At 69.8% G+C, this 21918-nt stretch carries 17 protein-coding genes; 5 read left to right on the plus strand and 12 right to left on the minus strand.

Features of this window, described 5'->3' with window-relative positions:
• The first annotated feature begins 383 nt into the window (after window positions 1-383).
• The 5 genes from tkt to pgl are packed head-to-tail and all read left to right on the plus strand — an operon-like array spanning window position 384 to window position 6975.
• Window positions 384-2471: a transketolase gene (gene tkt / locus ACF062_RS00775; RefSeq protein ID WP_320591300.1), complete on the plus strand. Its 2088-nt coding sequence runs from the start codon at window positions 384-386 to the stop codon at window positions 2469-2471.
• 34 nt (window positions 2472-2505) lie between these two features.
• Window positions 2506-3624, plus strand: coding sequence for a transaldolase (gene tal, locus ACF062_RS00780; RefSeq protein WP_223773976.1), 1119 nt, complete (start codon window positions 2506-2508; stop codon window positions 3622-3624).
• Entirely contained in the window at window positions 3621-5153 is a 1533-nt protein-coding gene (gene zwf / locus ACF062_RS00785) for a glucose-6-phosphate dehydrogenase (protein ID WP_223778969.1), read from the plus strand. The genes tal and zwf overlap by 4 nt, the downstream gene beginning before the upstream one ends.
• Window positions 5150-6199, plus strand: a complete 1050-nt coding sequence (gene opcA / locus ACF062_RS00790) for a glucose-6-phosphate dehydrogenase assembly protein OpcA (protein WP_392133941.1) — start codon at window positions 5150-5152, stop codon at window positions 6197-6199. The genes zwf and opcA overlap by 4 nt, the downstream gene beginning before the upstream one ends.
• Window positions 6196-6975, plus strand: coding sequence for a 6-phosphogluconolactonase (pgl, locus tag ACF062_RS00795; protein WP_392133944.1), 780 nt, complete (start codon window positions 6196-6198; stop codon window positions 6973-6975). Before opcA ends, pgl begins: the two co-directional genes overlap by 4 nt.
• A gap of 53 nt (window positions 6976-7028) precedes the next feature.
• On the opposite strand, the gene ACF062_RS00800 is transcribed toward pgl, so the two are convergent.
• The 12 genes from ACF062_RS00800 to uvrC form a co-directional block, all read right to left on the minus strand.
• Window positions 7029-7292 (minus strand): DUF2087 domain-containing protein, encoded by a 264-nt coding sequence (locus ACF062_RS00800; RefSeq protein WP_356577802.1) that lies wholly within the window; start codon window positions 7290-7292, stop codon window positions 7029-7031.
• 312 nt (window positions 7293-7604) lie between these two features.
• Complete coding sequence (gene pgi / locus ACF062_RS00805; RefSeq protein WP_392133947.1) at window positions 7605-9257, minus strand: glucose-6-phosphate isomerase; 1653 nt, start codon at window positions 9255-9257, stop codon at window positions 7605-7607.
• 168 nt (window positions 9258-9425) lie between these two features.
• Window positions 9426-9761, minus strand: a complete 336-nt coding sequence (locus tag ACF062_RS00810; protein WP_003957010.1) for an RNA polymerase-binding protein RbpA — start codon at window positions 9759-9761, stop codon at window positions 9426-9428.
• A gap of 159 nt (window positions 9762-9920) precedes the next feature.
• The gene (secG, locus tag ACF062_RS00815) at window positions 9921-10151 is read right to left on the minus strand and encodes a preprotein translocase subunit SecG (protein ID WP_030784160.1); all 231 of its coding nucleotides are present in this window, start codon (window positions 10149-10151) and stop codon (window positions 9921-9923) included.
• A 124-nt stretch (window positions 10152-10275) separates the two neighbouring features.
• Window positions 10276-11052, minus strand: a complete 777-nt coding sequence (tpiA, locus tag ACF062_RS00820) for a triose-phosphate isomerase (protein ID WP_392133949.1) — start codon at window positions 11050-11052, stop codon at window positions 10276-10278.
• A gap of 6 nt (window positions 11053-11058) precedes the next feature.
• The gene (locus tag ACF062_RS00825) at window positions 11059-12270 is read right to left on the minus strand and encodes a phosphoglycerate kinase (protein WP_356577556.1); all 1212 of its coding nucleotides are present in this window, start codon (window positions 12268-12270) and stop codon (window positions 11059-11061) included.
• Window positions 12271-12376: 106 nt separating this feature from the next.
• Window positions 12377-13387 (minus strand): type I glyceraldehyde-3-phosphate dehydrogenase, encoded by a 1011-nt coding sequence (gene gap / locus ACF062_RS00830; RefSeq protein ID WP_392133952.1) that lies wholly within the window; start codon window positions 13385-13387, stop codon window positions 12377-12379.
• A gap of 188 nt (window positions 13388-13575) precedes the next feature.
• The gene (locus ACF062_RS00835; protein ID WP_392133955.1) at window positions 13576-16536 is read right to left on the minus strand and encodes a M14 family zinc carboxypeptidase; all 2961 of its coding nucleotides are present in this window, start codon (window positions 16534-16536) and stop codon (window positions 13576-13578) included.
• A gap of 194 nt (window positions 16537-16730) precedes the next feature.
• Window positions 16731-17720 (minus strand): DNA-binding protein WhiA, encoded by a 990-nt coding sequence (gene whiA, locus ACF062_RS00840; RefSeq protein ID WP_030784145.1) that lies wholly within the window; start codon window positions 17718-17720, stop codon window positions 16731-16733.
• Window positions 17711-18733, minus strand: a complete 1023-nt coding sequence (yvcK, locus tag ACF062_RS00845) for a uridine diphosphate-N-acetylglucosamine-binding protein YvcK (protein ID WP_356577551.1) — start codon at window positions 18731-18733, stop codon at window positions 17711-17713. Before yvcK ends, whiA begins: the two co-directional genes overlap by 10 nt.
• Window positions 18730-19665 carry an RNase adapter RapZ gene (gene rapZ / locus ACF062_RS00850; protein WP_223773985.1) on the minus strand — a complete coding sequence of 312 codons (936 nt, stop codon included), beginning with the start codon at window positions 19663-19665 and terminating at the stop codon, window positions 18730-18732. The genes yvcK and rapZ overlap by 4 nt, the downstream gene beginning before the upstream one ends.
• Complete coding sequence (uvrC, locus tag ACF062_RS00855) at window positions 19662-21893, minus strand: excinuclease ABC subunit UvrC (protein WP_392133959.1); 2232 nt, start codon at window positions 21891-21893, stop codon at window positions 19662-19664. Before uvrC ends, rapZ begins: the two co-directional genes overlap by 4 nt.
• Window positions 21894-21918: the final 25 nt, after the last annotated feature.

The raw sequence follows: 21918 nt of genomic DNA on the forward strand, positions 1-21918 counted from the left end.
TTCTGACATGAAGATCCGGTAAAGGCTCGCGCGTACCACGCCACTGTAGACGTTGCCCATACCTCGCCCTTCGCGGGGGTGGGTTCGTGTTGGGCGTCCGGAGGCGGGGTACCGAGGGTCGGGCGGCCGGTCGCGTGAGCGGCGTGGAGCGTCCTTTGAGCGGACACATGAGCGATACCGAACGACCATTGAGCGGACATATGAGCGCTTCGTTATTCACATGGCGAATCGCCGTGCATTCCTTTCAGGAGGCGGATCCCCGCTTGTCCCGGCAGTCTGGAATGGCTCGAAAAAATGCACGTTCTGGCAGCGGTAGGCTCGACAACGGCCGGTGAGATTCACATCGCCGGCATTCGACATGTGGAGAGGAGCCCTGACTCAGGGTGAGCACCAAGCCGACCACCACAGACCTCGAGTGGACCGAACTGGACCAGCGAGCCGTTGACACCGCTCGCGTCCTGGCCATGGATTCCGTACAGAAGGTCGGCAACGGCCATCCCGGTACGGCCATGAGCCTCGCGCCCGCCGCGTACACCCTTTTCCAGAAGGTGATGCGCCATGACCCGGCGGACGCGGAGTGGACCGGTCGCGACCGGTTCGTCCTTTCCGCGGGCCATTCGTCCCTGACCCTCTACATTCAGCTCTACCTGGCCGGCTTCGGCCTGGAGCTGGATGACCTGAAGGCCTTCCGCACCTGGGGCTCGAAGACCCCGGGTCACCCGGAGTACGGGCACACGACCGGCGTGGAGACGACGACGGGCCCGCTGGGCCAGGGCGTCGCCAACGCCGTGGGCATGGCGATGGCCGCCCGCTACGAGCGCGGTCTGTTCGACCCGGCGACCCCCGCGGGCGAGTCGCCGTTCGACCACCACATCTACGTCATCGCCGGTGACGGCTGCCTGGAGGAGGGCATCTCCGCGGAGGCGTCCTCGATGGCCGGGCACCAGAAGCTCGGCAACCTCGTGATGCTGTGGGACGACAACCACATCTCGATCGAGGGCGACACCGCCACCGCGATCTCCGAGGACACCCTCAAGCGGTACGAGGCCTACGGCTGGCACGTCCAGCGCGTGGAGCCCAAGGAGAACGGCGACCTCGACCCGGCCGCCCTGTACGCCGCGATCCAGGCCGCCAAGGCCGAGACCGAGCGTCCCTCCTTCATCGCGATGCGCTCGATCATCGCCTGGCCCGCCCCGAACGCGCAGAACACCGAGGCCGCCCACGGCTCGGCGCTCGGCGAGGAGGAAGTGGCCGCCACCAAGCGGGTCCTCGGCTTCGACCCGGAGCAGACCTTCGAGGTCTCCGACGAGGTCATCACGCACACCCGCAAGGCCCTCGACCGCGGCCGCGAGGCCAAGGCCGAGTGGGAGAAGGGCTTCGCCGCCTGGCGCACCGCGAACCCCGAGCACGCCGCCACCTTCGAGCGGGTCGCCGCGGGCGAGCTGCCCGAGGGCTGGGAGGAGCACCTCCCCGTCTTCGAGACCGGCAAGGGCGTCGCCACGCGCGCCGCGTCCGGCAAGGTCCTCCAGGCGCTCGGCGCGGTCATCCCCGAGCTGTGGGGCGGCTCCGCCGACCTCGCGGGCTCGAACAACACGACGATCGACAAGACGTCGTCGTTCCTCCCGGCGGACAACCCGCTGCCGGAGGCCGACCCGTACGGCCGCACGATCCACTTCGGCATCCGCGAGCACTCCATGGCCGCGGAGATGAACGGCATCGCGCTGCACGGCAACACCCGCATCTACGGCGGCACCTTCCTGGTGTTCTCCGACTACATGCGCAACGCCGTCCGTCTGTCCGCGCTGATGCACCTGCCGGTGACGTACGTGTGGACGCACGACTCGGTGGGTCTCGGCGAGGACGGCCCGACGCACCAGCCGGTCGAGCACCTGGCGTCGCTGCGCGCCATCCCGGGCCTGAACGTCGTACGCCCGGCCGACGCGAACGAAACCGCCATCGCCTGGCGCGAGATCCTCAAGCGGTTCACCAAGGAGTTCGGCAAGGGCGCCCCGCACGGCCTCGCGCTGACCCGCCAGGGCGTACCGACGTACGACCGCAACGAGGACGCGGCCAAGGGCGGTTACGTCCTGTTCGAGGCCGAGGGCGGCACTCCGGAGGTCATCCTCATCGGCACCGGCTCCGAGGTGCAGCTCGCCGTCGAGGCGCGCGAGCAGCTCCAGGCCGCCGGCGTTCCGACGCGCGTCGTCTCGATGCCGTCGGTCGAGTGGTTCGAGGAGCAGGACCAGGGGTACCGCGAGAGCGTGCTGCCGCCGTCCGTGAAGGCGCGCGTGGCGGTCGAGGCGGGCATCGGCCTGACCTGGTACCGCTACGTGGGCGACGCCGGACGCATCGTCTCGCTGGAGCACTTCGGTGCCTCGGCCGACGGCAAGGTCCTCTTCCGCGAGTTCGGGTTCACCGCCGACGCGGTGGCCCAGGCGGCGCGGGAATCGATCGCCGCCGCTCAGCGCTGACGCCCATATACGACCAAGTAGGAGATGTAATTCCATGACAGACGCACTCAAGCGCCTCTCCGAAGAAGGCGTCGCGATCTGGCTGGACGACCTGTCGCGCAAGCGGATCACGTCCGGCAACCTCGCCGAGCTGATCGACCAGCAGCACGTCGTGGGCGTCACGACCAACCCGTCGATCTTCCAGAAGGCCATCTCGCAGGGCGACGGTTACGACCAGCAGCTCTCCGACCTGGCGGCCCGTGAGGTCACGGTCGAAGAGGCCATCCGCATGATCACGACGGCGGACGTCCGTGACGCCGCCGACATCCTGCGCCCGGTCTTCGACGCGACGGACGGCCAGGACGGCCGCGTGTCGATCGAGGTCGACCCGCGCCTCGCGCACAACACCAAGGCCACGGTCGCCGAGGCCAAGCAGCTCGCGTGGCTGGTGGACCGGCCGAACGCGCTCATCAAGATCCCCGCCACCCAGGCGGGCATCCCGGCGATCACCGAGGTCATCGGCCTCGGCATCAGCGTCAACGTCACGCTGATCTTCTCCCTCGAGCGCTACCGCATGGTCATGGACGCCTACCTCGCGGGCCTGGAGAAGGCCAAGGAGCGCGGCCTGGACCTGTCGAAGATCCACTCGGTGGCGTCCTTCTTCGTGTCCCGCGTGGACACCGAGATCGACAAGCGCCTGGACGGCATCGGCACGGACGAGGCCAAGGCCCTCAAGGGCAAGGCCGCCCTCGCCAACGCCCGCCTGGCCTACGAGGCGTACGAGGAGGTCTTCTCCTCGGACCGCTGGGCCGCCCTCGACAAGGCGCAGGCCAACAAGCAGCGTCCGCTGTGGGCCTCGACCGGCGTCAAGGACCCGGCGTACAAGGACACCCTGTACGTCGACGAGCTCGTCGCGCCCAACACGGTGAACACGATGCCCGAGGCGACCCTGGAGGCGACCGCCGACCACGGTCAGATCACCGGCAACACCATCGCGGGCACGTACGACGACGCGCGCGCCGAGATCGCCGCCGTGGAGAAGCTCGGCATCGCGTACGACGACGTCGTGCAGCTCCTTGAAGACGAGGGCGTCGAGAAGTTCGAGGCCTCCTGGACCGACCTGCTCAAGTCGACCGAGGCCGAGCTCAAGCGCCTCGCTCCTGCGAAGGGCTGACCACTTTGTCAAGCAGCAATCCGCTGCGTGACGCCGCAGACCGACGGCTCCCGCGTATCGCGGGGCCGTCGGGCCTGGTCATTTTTGGCGTCACGGGCGATTTGTCCCGTAAAAAGTTGATGCCCGCCGTCTACGACCTCGCCAACCGAGGCCTCCTGCCGCCGGGTTTTGCCCTCATCGGCTTCGCCCGCCGCGACTGGGAGGACGAGGACTTCGCCCAGGTCGTCCATGACGCGGTCAAGGAGCACGCGCGTACGCCGTTCCGCGAGGAGGTCTGGCAGCAGCTCATCCAGGGCATGCGCTTCGTCCAGGGCAACTTCGACGACGACGAGGCCTTCGAGCAGCTCAAGGCCACCATCCAGGAGCTGGACAAGGCGCAGGGCACCGGCGGCAACTTCGCCTTCTACCTCTCGGTGCCCCCGAAGTTCTTCCCGCAGGTCGTCCAGCAGCTCAAGAAGCACGACCTCGCCGATGCCCCCGAGGGTGCCTGGCGCCGCGCGGTCATCGAGAAGCCGTTCGGCCACGACCTGGCATCGGCCCGCGAGCTGAACGCGATCGTGCACGAGGTGTTCGCCCCGGACCAGGTGTTCCGGATCGACCACTACCTCGGCAAGGAGACCGTCCAGAACATCCTGGCGCTGCGCTTCGCCAACCAGATGTTCGAGCCGATCTGGAACCGGTCGTACGTGGACCACGTCCAGATCACGATGGCCGAGGACATCGGCATCGGCGGCCGCGCCGGCTACTACGACGGCATCGGCGCCGCCCGCGACGTCATCCAGAACCACCTGCTCCAGCTGATGGCGCTGACCGCGATGGAGGAGCCCGCCTCCTTCGACGCGAACGCGCTGGTCGCCGAGAAGGCGAAGGTGCTCGGCGCCGTCCGACTGCCGAAGGACCTCGGCGCCAGCACGGTCCGCGGGCAGTACGCCGCGGGGTGGCAGGGCGGCGAGAAGGCCGTCGGCTACCTCCAGGAAGAGGGCATCGACCCCAAGTCGAAGACCGACACCTACGCGGCGATCAAGCTCGGGGTCGACAACCGCCGCTGGGCGGGCGTCCCCTTCTACCTGCGCACCGGCAAGCGTCTGGGCCGCCGCGTCACGGAGATCGCGGTCGTCTTCCAGCGCGCGCCGCACTCCCCGTTCGACCACACGGCGACCGAGGAGCTCGGGCAGAACGCGATCGTCATCCGCGTCCAGCCCGACGAGGGCATCACGGTCCGGTTCGGCTCGAAGGTCCCCGGCACCTCCATGGAGATCCGGGACGTCTCGATGGACTTCGCGTACGGCGAGTCCTTCACCGAGTCCAGCCCCGAGGCGTACGAGCGCCTGATCCTGGACGTCCTGCTCGGCGACGCCAACCTCTTCCCACGCACGGAGGAGGTCGAGCTGTCCTGGAACATCCTCGACCCGATCGAGGAGTACTGGGACAAGCACGGCAAGCCCGCGCAGTACCCGGCAGGCACCTGGGGCCCGACCGAGGCGGACGAAATGCTCGCACGAGACGGACGGAGCTGGCGTCGGCCATGAAGATCGACCTTACGGACACCACGTCCAGCAAGATCAACAAGGCGCTCGTGCAGGGCCGCAGGGCGATCGGCACCCCGGCCGTCGGCATGGTCCTGACCCTCGTCATCGTCACCGACGAGGAGAACGCCTACGACTCCCTGAGGGCCGCCAACGAAGCGTCCCGCGAGCACCCCTCGCGCACCCTCGTGGTCATCAAGCGGGCCGCGCGCTCGCCCCGTGACCGCACCACCTCGCGGCTCGACGCCGAGGTGCGGGTCGGCGTGGAGGCGGGTACCGGCGAGACGGTGGTCCTGCGGCTGTACGGCGAGGTCATCGACCACGCCCAGTCGGTCGTGCTTCCGCTGCTGCTGCCCGACGCCCCGGTGGTCGTCTGGTGGCCGGTGAACGCACCGGCCGACGCCGCCAACGACCCGCTCGGCGCCCTGGCGCAGCGCCGCGTCACGGACTCGTACACGGCGGAGGATCCGATCCGGGAGCTGACCGCCCGCGCCGAGTCCTACCACCCCGGTAGCACGGACCTGGCCTGGACCCGCATCACCCCGTGGCGCTCCATGCTCGCCGCGGCGCTGGACCAGATCACCTGCAAGGTGAAGTCGGTGCAGGTCGACGGCGAGGAGTTCAACCCGAGCTGTGAGCTGCTCGCCATGTGGCTCGCGGACCGGCTCGACGTACCGGTGCGGCGGGCGATCTCGCCGGGCCCCGGCCTGACCGGCGTACGCATGGAGACCGACTGCGGCCCCATCGTGCTCGACCGTGCCGACGGCTCGCTCGCCACGCTGCACATCGAGGGCCAGCCCAACCGCGCGGTGGCGCTCAAGCGCCGCGAGACGGCCGAGCTGATCGCCGAGGAGCTGCGGCGCCTCGACCCGGACGACACCTACGCCTCCGCGCTCAAGTACGGCGTGGACCGGCTGGCGGAGACGCCGTCGGAGCCGGTGACGGAGACGGCCGAGGCCGCCAGGGAGCCCGGTGGCTCCCCTGCCGCCCCCGAGCCGAAGAAGGCCCCGGCGAAGAAGGCCGCCACGAAGAAGGCGGCGGCCAAGTGACCGGGGCCCCGCAGCTCGTCGTCCACCGCGACAAGGAGCTGATGGCACGGGCCGCGGCGGCCCGTCTCATCACGAAGATCGTCGACGCGCAGTCCGCGAAGGGCTACGCGTCGGTGGTCCTCACCGGCGGCCGCAACGGCAACGGCCTGCTGGCGGCGCTCGCCGCCTCCCCGGCCCGGGACGCCGTCGACTGGTCGCGCCTCGACCTGTGGTGGGGCGACGAGCGCTTCCTGCCGGACGGCGACGCGGAGCGCAACTACACCCAGGCCCGCGCGGCGCTGCTCGACTCGGTGCCGGTCAACCCGGCGCGGGTGCACCCGATGCCCGCCTCGGACGGCCCCTACGAGGTGGACGCCGCCGCCGAGGTCTACGCCGCCGAACTCGCCGCCGCCGCGCGCCCGGAGGACCACGGCCAGGTGCCGGCCTTCGACGTCCTGATGCTCGGCGTCGGCCCGGACACGCATGTCGCCTCGCTCTTCCCGGAGCACCCGGCGGTGCGCGAGACGGAGCGCTCGGTGGTCGGCGTGCACGGCGCGCCGAAGCCCCCGCCGACCCGCATCTCCCTGACGCTCCCGGCGATCAGGGCGGCGCGCGAGGTGTGGCTGCTCGCCGCGGGCGAGGACAAGGCGGGGGCCGCGGCCATCGCCCTGTCCGGAGCGGGCGAGGTGCAGGCCCCCGCGGCCGGCGCCCGAGGCCGCTCGCGCACGCTGTGGCTGCTGGACGCGGCGGCGGCCTCGCAGCTCCCTCCGGAGCTGTATCCGCCGGCTGTGGCCTAGCCGCCCCGGCCTGTCGTACGTATGAGGGCCCCGCACCGTTCGGTGCGGGGCCCTTAGGCGTGGGCGTGGACGCGGCGGTAGCTGCTGCCGTCCCGTTCGCGCACCAGCAGGCCGTCGGAGACGCAGTACCTGCGCAGCGCCGAGGTGTCGTCGTGCACGGTGCGGAACGCGTCGTTGACCTCGCGCTCGCTGTAGGTGCGGTCGGCGTCGAAGAGGGTGTCCGTGAGGTGGACGAGGAGTTCGTGGCGTACGACGGGGCGTACGGGGATGGCCGTGAGGCGGCCGTGCGCGAAGAAGCCGGTGAGGCGGCGCGGCACGGTGGGATGGGCGTCGAGGGCGCCCGGCGCCCGCCGGAAGACGGCCGGGTCGGCCCGCAGCGATCCGTCGGGCAGCCGCTCCACGAGCCCGGTGGCGAGCAGCCGGCCCAGGTGTTTGCGGGCGGTGGCGGAGTCGGCCTCGCGCGGCGGCAGGTCGTCGAGGACGATGCGCGCGTACAGCCGCAGTCTCTCGGGGTCGGCGAGCGCGGCGAGCAGCTGGTCCATGACGGGGTCCCTCCCGGCGGGTGACAGAGCCGAAGCAGTGTCACCCGCCGGGCCTTGGGAACGCATCCGATTAACGCCCCGTGCGGCTCAACGGCCGCGCAGATCCCGGTACTTGGCGACGAGAGCCGTCGTCGATCCGTCCAGGTCGGGCACCTCGGCGCCCTCGGTGAGGGCGGGCTCGACGCGCTTGGCGAGGACCTTGCCGAGCTCGACGCCCCACTGGTCGAAGGAGTCGATGTTCCACACGGCGCCCTGGACGAACACCTTGTGTTCGTAGAGCGCGATGAGCTGGCCGAGGACGGAGGGGGTCAGCTCCTTGGCGAGGATCGTCGTCGTCGGGTGGTTGCCCTTGAACGTCTTGTGCGGGATGAGCTCTTCGGCGACGCCCTCGGCGCGCACCTCGTCGGGCGTCTTGCCGAACGCCAACGCCTGCGTCTGCGCGAAGAAGTTGGCCATCAGCAGGTCGTGCTGGGCGATCAGGCCGGGCAGCAGATCGGCGACCGGCCGGGCGAAGCCGATGAAGTCCGCCGGGATCAACTTCGTGCCCTGGTGGATGAGTTGGTAGTAGGCGTGCTGGCCGTTGGTGCCGGGCGTGCCCCACACCACCGGGCCGGTCTGCCAGTCGACCTCCTGGCCTGCCCGGTCGACGTACTTGCCGTTGGACTCCATGTCCAGCTGCTGGAGGTAGGCGGTGAACTTGGAGAGGTAGTGCGAGTACGGCAGGACCGCGTGCGACTGCGCGTCGTGGAAGTTGCCGTACCAGATGCCCAACAGGCCCAGCAGCAAGGGCACGTTGGACTCGGCGGGCGCGGTGCGGAAGTGCTCGTCGACGAGGTGGAAGCCGTCGAGCATCTCGCGGAAGCGGTCGGGCCCGATGGCGATCATCAGGGAGAGACCGATCGCCGAGTCGTAGGAGTAGCGGCCGCCGACCCAGTCCCAGAACTCGAACATGTTGGCGGTGTCGATGCCGAACTCCGAGACCTTCTCGGCGTTCGTCGACAGGGCCACGAAGTGCTTGGCGACCGCGTCCTGACCCGCCTTCAGCTCGGTCAGCAGCCAGTCGCGCGCCGACGTGGCGTTCGTGATCGTCTCGATGGTGGTGAACGTCTTCGAGGCGATGATGAACAGCGTCTCGGCGGCGTCCAGGTCCCGCACGGCCTCATGCAGGTCCGCGCCGTCCACGTTCGACACGAAGCGGACCGTGAGGTCGCGGTCGGTGAAGGCCCGCAGCGCCTCGTACGCCATGGCGGGGCCGAGGTCGGAGCCGCCGATGCCGATGTTGACGACGTTCTTGATGCGCTTGCCGGTGTGCCCGGTCCACTCGCCGGAGCGGACCTTCTCCGAGAAGGCGCTCATCTTGTCGAGGACGGCATGCACCGCCGGCACGACATTCTCGCCGTCGACCTCGATGACGGCGTCCCGCGGGGCGCGCAGCGCGGTGTGCAGGACCGCGCGGTCCTCGGTGGTGTTGATCTTCTCGCCGCGGAACATGGCGTCGCGCAGCCCGAAGACGTCGGTGGCGGCGGCCAGCTCGCGCAGCAGCGTCAGCGTCTCATCGGTGACGAGGTGCTTGGAGTAGTCGATGTGCAGGTCACCGACCTGGAGGGTGTACGCCGTGCCGCGCGTGGGATCCGCGGCGAACAGCTCGCGCAGCTGCACCTCCCCGAGCTTCTCGCGGTGACGGGCGAGCGCCGTCCACTCGGGCGTCTGATTGAGCCTGGCGCGGCTTTCTGCGTTCATCTCGGACTTCAGCCTTCTTTCGTACCTGCGTACGTACCTTGCCCCGCTGCACTGTCCAACCTAATGGATCAGCGGGCGGTATGAGATATCTGGAGCCGTCTGTCCGCACACGTACCGAAACAAGAAACCGGCCGGACACCTTTCCGGTGCCCGGCCGATCGCCAAGTCTCAGATCTCGCCCCGCAGTTTGGCGAGCGCCTCCGCGAGGATCGCCTCGCCGTCCGCGTCGCTGCGCCGCTCACGTACGTACGCCAGGTGCGTCTTGTACGGCTCGGTGCGCGGCGGGTCCGGGGGGTTGTCCCGGTCCTGTCCGGCAGGGAAGCCGCAGCGGGGACAGTCCCACGTATCGGGGACCTGCGCGTCGCTGGCGAAGCTCGGCTGCGTCTCGTGCCCGTTGGAGCACCAGAAGGAGATGCGCAGTCGCGGCGCGGACTCACCGCGCTCGGCCTCGCCCATCGGCCCCGCCCCGACCCGACTTCCTCGGATCGCGTTGCCACTTGCCACGGTCGTAACTCCCTGCGTGATGGTGCTGCTGCGGGCGCCTCAGTTTACGTAAGGCCCAACGCGCGTCCAGTGTGCGGAGTTACACCCCACCCCCGGACGCAAGCCCCATGATAAGCCGCACACGCGGACTCGCACCGGACAAGCGAGCAGTGCCTGGCGCTAGTTGTTCGCCTTCATCAGCAGGCCCAGCGCCACAATGCACGCGAACCACAGCAGACCGACCACGACCGTGATGCGGTCGAGGTTGCGCTCGGCGACGGAGGAGCCACCGACGGACGACTGCATGCCGCCACCGAACATGTCGGAGAGACCGCCGCCCTTGCCCTTGTGCATCAGCACCAGCAGCATCATCAGAGCGCTGAAGACGATGAGGGCGATCGAGAACCCCATAACCACGGCTGGACCAACTTCCTCGGATCTGAATCGACTCTGTATCGACGACGGGGGCCGGAGCCTCGGTGACCGAGGCCGCCCGGCCCCCGCAAGGGTACGACGTAATGCCGCTACCGCATACTCACTGGTCGCGGAAGCGGACGATCTTGACGAACTCCTCCGAGTCGAGCGCGGCGCCGCCCACCAGGGCGCCGTCGACGTCCGGCTGGGCCATGATCGCGGCGACGTTCCCGGACTTCACCGAGCCGCCGTACTGGATGCGCACCTTGTCGGCGAGCTCCTGGGAGTACAGCTCGGCGAGGCGGACGCGGATCGCGCCGCAGACCTCCTGCGCGTCCTCGGGGGTGGCGACCTCGCCGGTGCCGATCGCCCAGACGGGCTCGTAGGCGATCACGATGGACTCGGCCTGCTCGGCCGGGATGTCCTTGAGGCCGCCGTCGACCTGGTTCAGCGTGTACTGGACCTGCTGGCCCGCCTTGCGGATCTCCAGGCCCTCGCCGACGCAGAGGATCGGGGTCAGACCGTGCTTGTAGGCGGCCTTCACCTTGGCGTTGCAGATCTGGTCGGTCTCGTTGTGGTACTGGCGGCGCTCGGAGTGGCCCACGGCGACGTAGGAGCACTTCAGCTTGGCCAGCATCGAGCCCGAGATCTCGCCGGTGTAGGCACCGGAGTCCTGCGCCGAGATGTCCTGGGCGCCGTACTTGATCTTGAGCTTGTCGCCGTCGACCAGGGTCTGCACGGAGCGCAGGTCGGTGAAGGGCGGCAGGACGGCGACCTCGCAGGCCTCGTAGTCCTTGTCCGCCAGGGCGAAGGCGAGCTTCTGGACGTGGGCGATGGCCTCGAGGTGGTTGAGGTTCATCTTCCAGTTGCCCGCCATCAGCGGGGTACGCGTAGTCATCAGGTGTCAGTTCTCCAGTGCCGCGAGGCCGGGGAGCGTCTTGCCCTCGAGGTACTCGAGGGAGGCGCCGCCACCGGTGGAAATGTGGCCGAATGCGTTCTCGTCGAAGCCCAGGGTCCGCACAGCGGCGGCGCTGTCGCCACCGCCGACGACCGTGAAGGCCGAGGTGTCGAGGAGCGCCTGGGCGACCGCCTTGGTGCCCTCGGCGTAGTCGGGGTGCTCGAAGACGCCCATCGGACCGTTCCAGAAGACGGTGGCCGCGTCGGCGAGCTTCGAGGCGTAGAGCTTACGGGTCTCGGGGCCGATGTCGAGACCCTCCTGGTCGGCCGGGATGGCGTCCGCGGCGACCGTGGTCGGGTTGGCCGGGGCCTTGGTCTTCAGGTCCGGGAAGTCCGGCGAGACCAGCACGTCGACGGGGAGGACGAACTCGACGCCCTTCGCCTCGGCCCGCTCCATGTACTCCTTCACCGCCGGGATCTGGTCCTCCTGGAGGAGGGAGATGCCGACCTCGTGGCCCTGGGCCTTGAGGAAGGTGTAGGCCATGCCGCCGCCGATGAGGATGCGGTCGGCCTTCTCCAGGAGGTGGTCGATCACGCCGAGCTTGTCGGAGACCTTGGCGCCGCCGAGGACCACGGCGTAGGGCCGCTTGACGTCGTCGGTGAGCTTCTTCAGGACGCCGACCTCGGTGGCGATGAGGTAGCCGGCGTAGTGCGGCAGCTTGGCCGGGAGGTCGTACACGGAGGCGTGCTTGCGGTGCACGGCGCCGAAGCCGTCACCCACGTACACGTCCGCGAGGGCCGCGAGCCGCTCGGCGAACTCGGCGCGCTCGGCGTCGTCCTTGCTCGTCTCGCCCGCGTTGAAGCGGAGGTTCTCGATGACGGCGACCTGGCCGGGTTCCAGGCCGTCCACCGCGTCGTGCGCGGCGGGGCCCACGGTGTCCTGCGCGAACGCGACGGGCGCGCCGAGGAGCTCCCCGAGCCGCTCGGCGGCGGGAAGCAGCGAGAAGGCCGGGTCCGGGGCACCCTTGGGGCGGCCCAGGTGCGAGGCCACGACGACCTTGGCGCCCGCTTCGGCGAGGGCCTTGACCGTCGGCAGGACGGCGCGGATGCGGCCGTCGTCGGTGATGGTGCCGTCGGCGAGCGGCACGTTGAGGTCGGCGCGGACGAACACCCGCTTGCCGTTGACCCCTTCGGCGAGAAGTGCGTCGATCGTCTTCACTGCTTGGACTCCTTGGGAGGGCTGGGCTGACGCGCGACAGGGCCCGTCCGGCGCGGCGTTGCGCGGGACAGGCCCTGTGCTCACATCGAGATGCCTGCTCTGGATATTAGAGCTGACCGCCGACGAAGACCGTGAGGTCGACCAGGCGGTTGGAGTAGCCCCACTCGTTGTCGTACCAGCCGAGGATCTTCACCGACGTACCCTCCTGGACCATGGTCATCAGGGAGTCGAAGGTGCAGGAGGCCGGGTCGCTGACGATGTCCGAGGACACGATCGGGTCCTCGGTGTAGTACAGGATGCCCTTGAGGTCGCCGTCCTCGGAGGCCTTCTTGAACGCGGCGTTGACCTCGTCCTTGGTGACCTCGCGCTGGAGCTCCACGACCAGGTCGGTGGCCGAACCGGTCGGGACCGGGACGCGCATCGAGACGCCGTCGAGCTTGCCCTTGAGCTGCGGCAGGACCAGGGCGGTGGCCTTGGCGGCACCCGTCGTGGTCGGAATGATGTTCTCGGCGGCGGCGCGGGCGCGGCGCAGGTCCTTGTGCGGGAAGTCCAGGATCCGCTGGTCGTTGGTGTACGCGTGGATCGTGGTCATCAGACCCTTGACGACGCCGAAGTTCTCGTCGAGGACCTTGGCCATCGGCGCCACACAGTTGGTGGTGCAGGAGGCGTTGGAGATGACGTGGTGGTTCGCCGGGTCGTACTTGTCCTGGTTGACACCCATCACGATGGTGATGTCCTCGTCCTTGGCCGGAGCCGAGATGAGGACCTTCTTGGCGCCGCCGGCGATGTGCTTCTCGGCGTCGGCCTTCTTCGTGAAGATGCCAGTGGACTCGATCACGATGTCGACGCCGAGTTCGCCCCACGGGATGTCGGCGGGGTTGCGCTCGGACAGCACCTTGATGGTGTGGCCGTCGACGGTGATGGTGTCCTCGGTGTGCGACACCTCGGCCTTGAGGCGGCCCAGGATGGTGTCGTACTTGAGCAGGTGCGCGGTGGTCGCGGTGTCACCCAGGTCGTTGACAGCCACGACTTCGATGTCCGCACCCTGCTCCAGCAGCGCGCGGAAGTAGTTGCGACCGATGCGGCCAAAGCCGTTGATGCCTACGCGGATCGTCACGAAACCGATCTCCTCGTTGGTACGCCGGTTTTGCACGCCGGCGAGTTGTATGGGATGTCCCCGACCGCTTCCGACCCTACCTCTCTGAAGCCTCTGAGGTGACATTGAGAGGGCCCTGAAGCGACTCGGTGGCTCGTACCCCTCAGTAGCGGCACGAACCACCGGGTCCTTGGTCCCGAATATGGGCGTCAGCTGCGCAGATGTGCCAGGGAGGCGCCCATAAGAGCGGCTCTGTCGGCCCTTCCGGGGACGTGTTCGAAGCCGAAGCCGAGCAGCACACTGTCACGCGCTGTAATCGCCGCGTGGGGTCGGTGGAGCTCCCCGGTCCGCGCCCAGTCGCCTGTGATATTGGGGCTCCCCGCCGGGGGCGCGGTGACGGCCCAGGCGCCGAGCGAGGTCTCGAAGCCTTCGGTCTCCTTGACGTCGCCGCCGACGACCAGCTGGGCGTTGTCGGCGAAGAGGCCGCGCCCGCCGCTGGAGGGGTCGGTGACCGAGCTGAGGGAGATCTCGACCTTCTTGCCCGCGTAGGCGCTCAGGTCGAAGGCGACGGGCTGCCAGCCGCCGGAGGAGCCCGTGAAGCTGTTCCAGGAGCCGCTGGTGCCGGTGGCCGTGCAGCCGCTCGCCTCCTGCGTCAGGTAGTGGCGCAGGAAGGGGTGGCCGTTGAGGAAGAACCCGGCCGCGCACTCGGCGGGCACGGTGGCCCGGCTGTGGCCGTTCTTGTCGGGCAGCGTCGTCCAGTCGTCGGCGCCCGGGGTGCGGGCTTCGAGCAGCCCGTGGTCGTAGCCGGACTCCAGGCTCCAGTTGAGCGCGAACCGCAGCTCCGGCTTGTCGGCGGCCGAGACTCCGGTGAGGTCCAGGGTGCGGGTGAGCCGCTTGTAGTCCCGGTCGGCGTGGGTGGCGGAGGCCATGCCCTGGCCCGCGAAGGGGGCGTACGGGTTGGTGATGCCCGGGTAGGAGCCCGCGGCGGCGCTCTTGAACTGCGGGAACTGCTTGACGGGCAGGTTGTCGGAGGTGACGGTGAAGCGGCCGGCCTTGTCGAGCGGGTTGGTGCCGGCGTCGCCGAGCGGACCCTTCACTCCCTTGAGCGCGCCGCTGCCCTCGAAGCCCTTGGCGCCGGGTGCGGGCAGACGTTCGTACGCCCCCAGGTAGTACTGCGCGAAGTCGTCGGTCAGGGCCTGGCCCAGGTCGACGGTGCCGCCGGCCCGCTCGCCGGACTCGATGAGCTTGCCGCCCTCGTTGAGGTAGGCGCGCAGGGCGAGCTGGGTGGGGGCGCCGGGGACGGCGTCGCCCGTGTGGTGCACGACGGCGGAGAAGTGCGACAGGACGCCGAGCGGGTGCGGGACGCCTTGCTTGGCCACGTCCCAGACGGCGGCGGAGCGTTTGTTGGCCTTCAGGGCTTCGACGTACTTCTGGGTCTGGGCGGCCGTGGCGCCTTCCTCGGCGACGACGAGCGTGCTCGCCCTCGGCCGTTCGGCGACCGTGTATGTGAAGTGCTCGCTGTGGGTGCGGCCCTTCTTGGTCCGGCCGGTGAACCACACCTCGACCTTGTCGCCCACGCGCGCGTCCTCGATCTCGGCGCGGTACTGGTCGAAGTGGAGGTTGTCCTCGCCGCCGTAGGTCTCGCCGCCCTTCCAGGCCCTGAGGTCCTCATCGTGCGTACGGCCGCCGTTGATCCGGTAGTTCAGCTCCTTGTCGCGCACGGACTTGCGGGCGGTGACGGCGACTTCCTGGTCGCCCCCGCGCGCGTACGAGGTGGAGAAGGTGTCCGGGGTGAAGTCGGGGGCGTCGACGCCGCTGACGGAGACCGGCTTGTCGGGGTGGAGCGCGGTCTCGGCGACGGCGAGCGCGAACGGGACGTTCTTGGCGAACTCCTGCTGGATCAGCTTCTCGTCGTCGGGGAAGGTGAAGATCGACGCGCAGTCCTGCGGCCGCCAGGCGTCGTCCGGGTCGACGTTCGAGGCGGTCTGGCAGGTCGACATCTCCGGGGTGAACATCGCGATGCCGTTGATGTTGCCCGCGTGGCCGTCGGCCTCGCCGTTGGTGGTGTACAGCTCGGAGGAGACCTGCGGGTGGTAGCCGGCGACCGCGGGCTTCTCGGGGGTACCGGCGAGTGCCCTGTAGAGCACGTCGTCCGGGGTGGGCGTGGCGACCTGCCAGCCGACTCCGTAGAGGATCAGTTCGGCCGCGGAGTGGTAGTTGATGCCGTACTCGAAGCCGATGCGCTTCTGGAAGCGGTCGAGCGCCTTGGTCTCCGGTTCGGACATCGGTCCGGTGCCGCGGTAGGTCTCCGATGAGGCGTCGGGCGACGAACCCTCGTTGTCGTAGCCCCACTTGTAGGCGAAGTTGCGGTTGAGGTCGACGCCGTCGCCCGGCGCGATCTTCCCGTCTCCGTCGATGTCGCGGAGGTTCTTGCGCCACTGGCGCTCGCCGTCGGCGGCGTGCGTGAAGTCGTAGCCGTCGGGGTTGGCGGAGAGCACGAACCACAGCTCGGTGGAGTCCACGAGCTTGGTGATGCGCTTGTCCTTGCCGTAGTTGTCCAGGTAGTGGTGCATCAGGCGGCGGGTCATCTCGGGGGTGATCCACTCGCGTGCGTGCTGGTTGGACAGGTAGAGCGTGGCGGGCTTGGAACCGTCCTCGGACTTCTTCGCGTTCTTGGAGAGCTTCAGGGCGAGGATGTCCTTGCCCTGGACGGTCTTGCCGATGGAGACGACCTTGGTGAGGCCGGGGTGGGCCTGTCCGGTCCTGACGATCTCTTCCTTGAGGCCGCCCTTGCCGCTGTAGGGCCGGTAGACGCCGTCCCCGGCGGCCTCGGTCCTGCGCTGCGCGGCCCTGGAGATCTCGTGCTCGCGCAGTTCGATGCCCTGGCGCTCGATGGCCTTGGCCTGGCCCTCGGTCAGGTACAGCTCGACCGGGCCGGTGCCGCGCTCGGGAGCCTGGCCCGCGAGCTCATGCGCGTCCTGGCCTGCCTTGACCAGGATCGGTATCTGCTGCTTGGTGACGTCGGCCTGGTAGACCTTCACGGCCGCCGGGTCGTCGGCGGCCGGGGTCTTCGCGGGTCCGCTCGCCTGGGCGTGCGGTGCGGCGACGAGGCCGCCGATGAGCAGTGCGCTCGCGGCGAGGGTCGATCTCGCGCTCGCTCTTCGTCTCATGAGCCCCCCTTGCGGTTGTCCGGCACAGTTGTGCGGGATGCCAGGCTCGTGACAGTGCATGATCAAGTCAATACAGCGGGTGAAGGTGCGCGGGGTGGGCACGGAAAAGCCGCCGGCGCCCCGTGGGGCGTCGGCGGCTTTCGGTACGTCGCGAGATCAGACCCGTGAGATCAGACCACCATACGTACGCGAGATCAGACCGCCATGTTGTCGGCGAGCTCCTCGGTCAGATTGGACTCCGTGCCGGGGATGCCCAGGTCCTGGGCCCGCTTGTCGGCCATGGCCAGCAGTCGGCGGATGCGGCCCGCGACGGCGTCCTTGGTCAGCGGCGGGTCGGCGAGGGCACCCAGCTCCTCCAGGGAGGCCTGCTTGTGCTCCATGCGCAGCCGTCCGGCCGCCGCCAGGTGCTCGGGCACCTCGTCACCGAGGATCTCCAGGGCGCGCTGCACACGGGCGCCCGCGGCGACGGCCGCGCGGGCCGAGCGGCGCAGGTTCGCGTCGTCGAAGTTGGCCAGGCGGTTGGCGGTGGCGCGCACCTCGCGGCGCATCCGCCGCTCCTCCCAGGCCAGCACCGACTCGTGGGCCCCGAGGCGGGTGAGCAGGGCGCCGATCGCGTCCCCGTCGCGTACGACGACCCGGTCCACGCCCCGTACCTCGCGCGCCTTGCCCGCGATCTGGAGTCTGCGCGCGGCGCCGACGAGGGCGAGCGCGGCCTCCGGCCCCGGGCAGGTGACCTCCAGGGAGGACGAGCGGCCCGGCTCGGTGAGCGAGCCGTGGGCGAGGAACGCCCCGCGCCAGGCCGCCTCGGCGTCGCAGGTGGCCCCCGAGACCACCTGCGGCGGCAGACCACGGATGGGGCGTCCGCGGCCGTCCACGAGGCCCGTCTGGCGGGCAAGCTGATCGCCGCCCGCGACCACCCGGACGACGTAACGCGAGCCGCGCCGCAGGCCGCCGGGGGCCATCACGATCAGCTCCGAGCTGTGCCCGAAGATCTCCAGGATGTCCCGCTTCAGGCGGCGCGCCGCCATCGCGGTGTCCAGCTCCGCCTCGATCACGATGCGGCCGCTCACCAGGTGAAGGCCGCCCGCGAACCGCAGGATCGCCGAGACCTCTGCCTTCCTGCAGCAGGTCCGGGTGACGGGGAGCCGGGAGATCTCGTCCTTCACCGCTGCCGTCATCGCCATGGGCCGATCCTTCCATGCATCCGAAAAATACGGTCGTACGCGGCTGCCAGGAGCTCCGGATCGTGCCTCGGAGTCCCGTCGGGCCGGGCCACCGGCGCCAGCTCGACCGTGGCACCGAGCCGCTTCGCGGCATCGGTCAGTGACTCACGGTCGGGCACGGCGGCCTCGTCGGCCAGCACCACGTCCAGGGCGAGTTTAGGGGCGTGTCGGGCCAAAACCTCCAAATGACGCTGCGGAGAGAAGCCATCGGTTTCTCCCGGTTGCGGCGCGAGGTTGAGCGGGAGGACCTTGCGGGCCTTCGTCTCGGTGAGCGCGTCGAGCAGTTCGGGGACCAGCAGATGCGGGATCACCGAGGAGAACCAGGAGCCAGGGCCGAGCACCACCCAGTCCGCGTCGAGGACGGCGGCGACCGCCTCGGGGACGGCCGGCGGGTCGTGCGGGACGACGTGGACGGACTGCACCTCGCCCGGGGTGAGGGCCACCGTGGCCTGGCCGCGGACGGTGTCCACGTCGTCGGGGCGGCTCGGGTCGTGGCCCTTGACCAGGGCCTGGAGCTCCAGCGGCACGGCGGACATGGGCAGGACGCGGCCCTGGGCACCGAGCAGGCGGCCGACCAGGTCCAGGGCCTGGACGTGGTCGCCGAGCTGCTCCCACAGGGCGACGATGAGCAGATTGCCGACCGCGTGCTCGTGCAGGTCGCCGCGGGACTGGAAGCGGTGCTGGATGACGCGGGCCCAGGTCTGGCCCCAGTCGTCGTCGCCGCAGAGCGCGGCGAGCGCCTTGCGCAGGTCGCCGGGCGGCAGCACGCCCAGCTCGTCGCGGAGCCGGCCGCTGGAGCCGCCGTCGTCGGCGACGGTGACGACAGCGGTGAGGTCACCGGCCCCGGTGATGCGGCGCAGCGCGGCGAGCGAGGCGGACAGGCCCATGCCCCCGCCGAGCGCGACCACCTTCGGCTGGGTGCCCCGCTTGCGGCCCAGACGGCTCAGGCGGACGGTCCGGCGGGTCGGCTTCACTCGCGCCCCATGTCCCGGTGGACGATGACGGTCTCCACGCCCTCGGACGCCAGGCGCGCCGCGAGCTTCTCCGACATGGCCACGGAGCGGTGCTTGCCGCCCGTGCAGCCGACCGCGATCGTCACGTACCGCTTGCCCTCGCGGCGGTAGCCGGCGGCGATGAGCTGGAGCAGCTCGGCGTAGCGGTCGAGGAACTCCTTGGCGCCGGGCTGGTTGAAGACGTACGCGGCCACCTCGTCGTTGAGGCCGGTGTACTGGCGCAGCTCCGGGACCCAGTGCGGGTTGGGGAGGAAGCGCATGTCCACGACCAGGTCGGCGTCGACCGGCAGGCCGTACTTGAAGCCGAAGGACATGACGGTGGCCCGCAGCTCGGGCTCCTCCTCGCCCGCGAACTGGGCGTCCATCTTGGCGCGCAGCTCGTGGACGTTCAGGCTGGAGGTGTCGATGACCAGGTCGGCGTCGCCGCGCAGCTCGCGCAGCAGGTCGCGCTCGGCCGCGATGCCGTCGACGATGCGGCCGTCGCCCTGGAGCGGGTGGGGGCGGCGGACCGACTCGAAGCGGCGGACCAGGGCCTCGTCGGAGGACTCCAGGAAGACGATGCGCCGCGTGACGTTCTTGGACTCCAGCTCGGCGAGGGACTCGCGGAGGTTGTCGAAGAAGCGGCGGCCGCGTACGTCGACGACGACCGCGATGCGGGCGACGTTGCCCTGCGAGCGGGCGCCGAGCTCCACCATGGTGGGGATCAGCGCGGGCGGCAGATTGTCGACCACGAACCAGCCGAGATCCTCCAGGCACTTGGCCGCCGTGCTGCGTCCGGCACCCGACATACCGGAGATGATCACCAGTTCGGGGATCGCCGTGTCGGGGACTCCTGGCGTCTCGATCGGCGTGCCCGCGCTCACTTGCTCTCCACCTTCGTCGTGCTCGCTCATGTGTCCTGCCCCCGTCGTTCCTCTGAGGTGCCCGCGGTCACGGGCTCCTCGCCTGCACTGCCGGAGGGACCCGCGGTCACGGGCTCCTCGCCTTCGCTACCGGGGAACCCCACCGTCACGGGCCCCTCGGCTTCGCTGCCCGAGGCACCCACGGAGGTGGGCCCCTCGGCTTCGCTGTCGGAGGCACCCGCGGCGGTGGGCTCCTCGTCTTCCATGATCTCTCCGGTCGCCATGTTCACGGCGGGGCCCGCGGGCACCGCCCCGGCGAGGGCCGCCACGATGGCCTCGGCGGTCTTGCGGCCTATGCCGGGCACCTCGCAGATCTGGTCGATTGTCGCGGATCGCAGCCGCTTCACCGAACCGAAGTGCTTGATCAGTGTCCGCTTGCGGGCGTCGCCTAGGCCCGGCACGTCGTCCAGCGGCCCCGCCTTGAAGCGCTTGGCCCGCTTGGCCCGCTGGTAGGTGATCGCGAAGCGGTGCGCCTCGTCCCGTACGCGTTGCAGGAGGTAGAGCCCCTCGCTGGTGCGCGGCAGGATGACCGGGTCGTCCTCGCCGGGGACCCAGACCTCCTCCAGGCGCTTGGCGAGGCCGCAGACCGCGATGTCGTCGATGCCCAGCTCGTCCAGGGCCCGCTTGGCGGCCGCGACCTGCGGCCGGCCGCCGTCGACGACGACGAGCTGCGGGGGGTACGCGAAGCGCTTGGGGCGGCCGTCCTCCTCGGTCAGACCGCTCGCGGGCACCTCGCCGTTGGCGTCGATGGTGTCCGTGGCGGCCCCCTCGTCCGACCACTCCCCCGTCTTCTCCTTGTCGGAGATGTAGCGCTTGAAGCGGCGGGCGATCACCTCGTGCATGGAGCGGACGTCGTCCTGGCCCTCGCCGTGCCAGATTTGCGTGTCCCCGACACGACCCTTGATCTGGAAGCGGCGGTACTCGCTCTTCCTGGCGAGGCCGTCCTCGAAGACGACCATCGACGCCACGACGTCGTCGCCCTGGAGATGCGAGACGTCGTAGCACTCGATGCGCAAGGGGGCGCTGTCCAGCTCCAGGGCGGCGGCGATCTCCTCCAGGGCGCGGGAGCGGGTGGTCAGGTCGGAGGCGCGCTTGGTCTTGTGCAGGACCAGGGACTGCTGGGCGTTGCGCGCGACGGTCTCCATCAGGGCCTTCTTGTCGCCGCGCTGCGGGATGCGCAACGAGACGTTCGCCCCGCGGCGCTCGGTCAGCCACTCCTGGACCGGCTCCAGGGGCTCGGGCAGGGCGGGGACGAGCACCTCCTTGGGCACGGCGTCGCCGCTCTCCTCGCCGTACAGCTGCTGGAGGGCGTGTTCGACGAGGTCGCCGCTGGTGACGGCCTCGACCTTGTCGGTGACCCAGCCGCGCTGGCCGCGCACACGGCCGCCGCGGACGTGGAAGATCTGGACGGCGGCTTCGAGCTCGTCCTCGGCGAGGGCGATCAGGTCGGCGTCGGTGGCGTCGGCGAGGACGACGGCGCTCTTCTCCATCGCCTTCTTGAGGGCGTCGATGTCGTCGCGCAGGCGCGCCGCGCGCTCGTACTCCATCTCCTCGGCCGCGTCCGTCATCTGCCGCTCCAGGCGGCGGATGTACGTCCCCGTGCGGCCCGCCATGAAGTCGCAGAAATCCTCGGCGAGTTGGCGGTGGTCCTCGGGGGTGACGCGCTCCACACAGGGCGCCGAGCACTTGCCGATGTAGCCCAGCAGGCAGGGGCGGCCGGTGCGGGTGGCGTTCTTGAACACGCCCGCGGAGCAGGTGCGCACCGGGAAGGCGCGCAGGAGGAGGTCGACGGTGTCACGGATCGCCCACGCGTGGCCGTACGGCCCGAAGTAGCGCACGCCCTTCTTCTTCTGGCCGCGCATCACCTGCACGCGCGGGAACTTCTCGTTCATCGTCACCGCGAGGTAGGGGTAGCTCTTGTCGTCGCGGTACTTGACGTTGAACCGGGGGTCGAACTCCTTGATCCAGGAGTACTCCAGCTGGAGCGCCTCGACCTCGTTGTTCACCACCGTCCACTCGACGGAGGCGGCGGTCGTCACCATGGAGCGGGTGCGGGGGTGGAGGTTCGCCAGGTCCTGGAAGTAGCTGGCGAGGCGCTGGCGCAGGCTTTTGGCCTTCCCGACGTAGATCACCCGGCGGTGCTCGTCGCGGAATTTGTAGACCCCCGGGGCGTCGGGGACCTGTCCCGGCTTGGGGCGGTAGCTGGAAGGGTCGGCCATGTCGGACAGCCTACTGGCGTGGGCT

Source organism: Streptomyces sp. NPDC015345, assembly GCF_043078805.1.
Classification (GTDB): Bacteria; Actinomycetota; Actinomycetes; order Streptomycetales; family Streptomycetaceae; genus Streptomyces.

What these genes read in the sequence shown, in the direction of transcription:
- rapZ (WP_223773985.1), bottom strand. Translation starts at nt 19,665, where the DNA reads ATGAGCGAGCACGACGAAGGTGGAGAGCAAGTGAGCGCGGGCACGCCG.
- whiA (WP_030784145.1), bottom strand. Translation starts at nt 17,720, where the DNA reads ATGGCGATGACGGCAGCGGTGAAGGACGAGATCTCCCGGCTCCCCGTC.
- tal (WP_223773976.1), top strand. Translation starts at nt 2,506, where the DNA reads ATGACAGACGCACTCAAGCGCCTCTCCGAAGAAGGCGTCGCGATCTGG.
- pgi (WP_392133947.1), bottom strand. Translation starts at nt 9,257, where the DNA reads ATGAACGCAGAAAGCCGCGCCAGGCTCAATCAGACGCCCGAGTGGACG.
- ACF062_RS00835 (WP_392133955.1), bottom strand. Translation starts at nt 16,536, where the DNA reads ATGAGACGAAGAGCGAGCGCGAGATCGACCCTCGCCGCGAGCGCACTG.
- tpiA (WP_392133949.1), bottom strand. Translation starts at nt 11,052, where the DNA reads ATGACTACGCGTACCCCGCTGATGGCGGGCAACTGGAAGATGAACCTC.
- uvrC (WP_392133959.1), bottom strand. Translation starts at nt 21,893, where the DNA reads ATGGCCGACCCTTCCAGCTACCGCCCCAAGCCGGGACAGGTCCCCGAC.
- opcA (WP_392133941.1), top strand. Translation starts at nt 5,150, where the DNA reads ATGAAGATCGACCTTACGGACACCACGTCCAGCAAGATCAACAAGGCG.
- secG (WP_030784160.1), bottom strand. Translation starts at nt 10,151, where the DNA reads ATGGGGTTCTCGATCGCCCTCATCGTCTTCAGCGCTCTGATGATGCTG.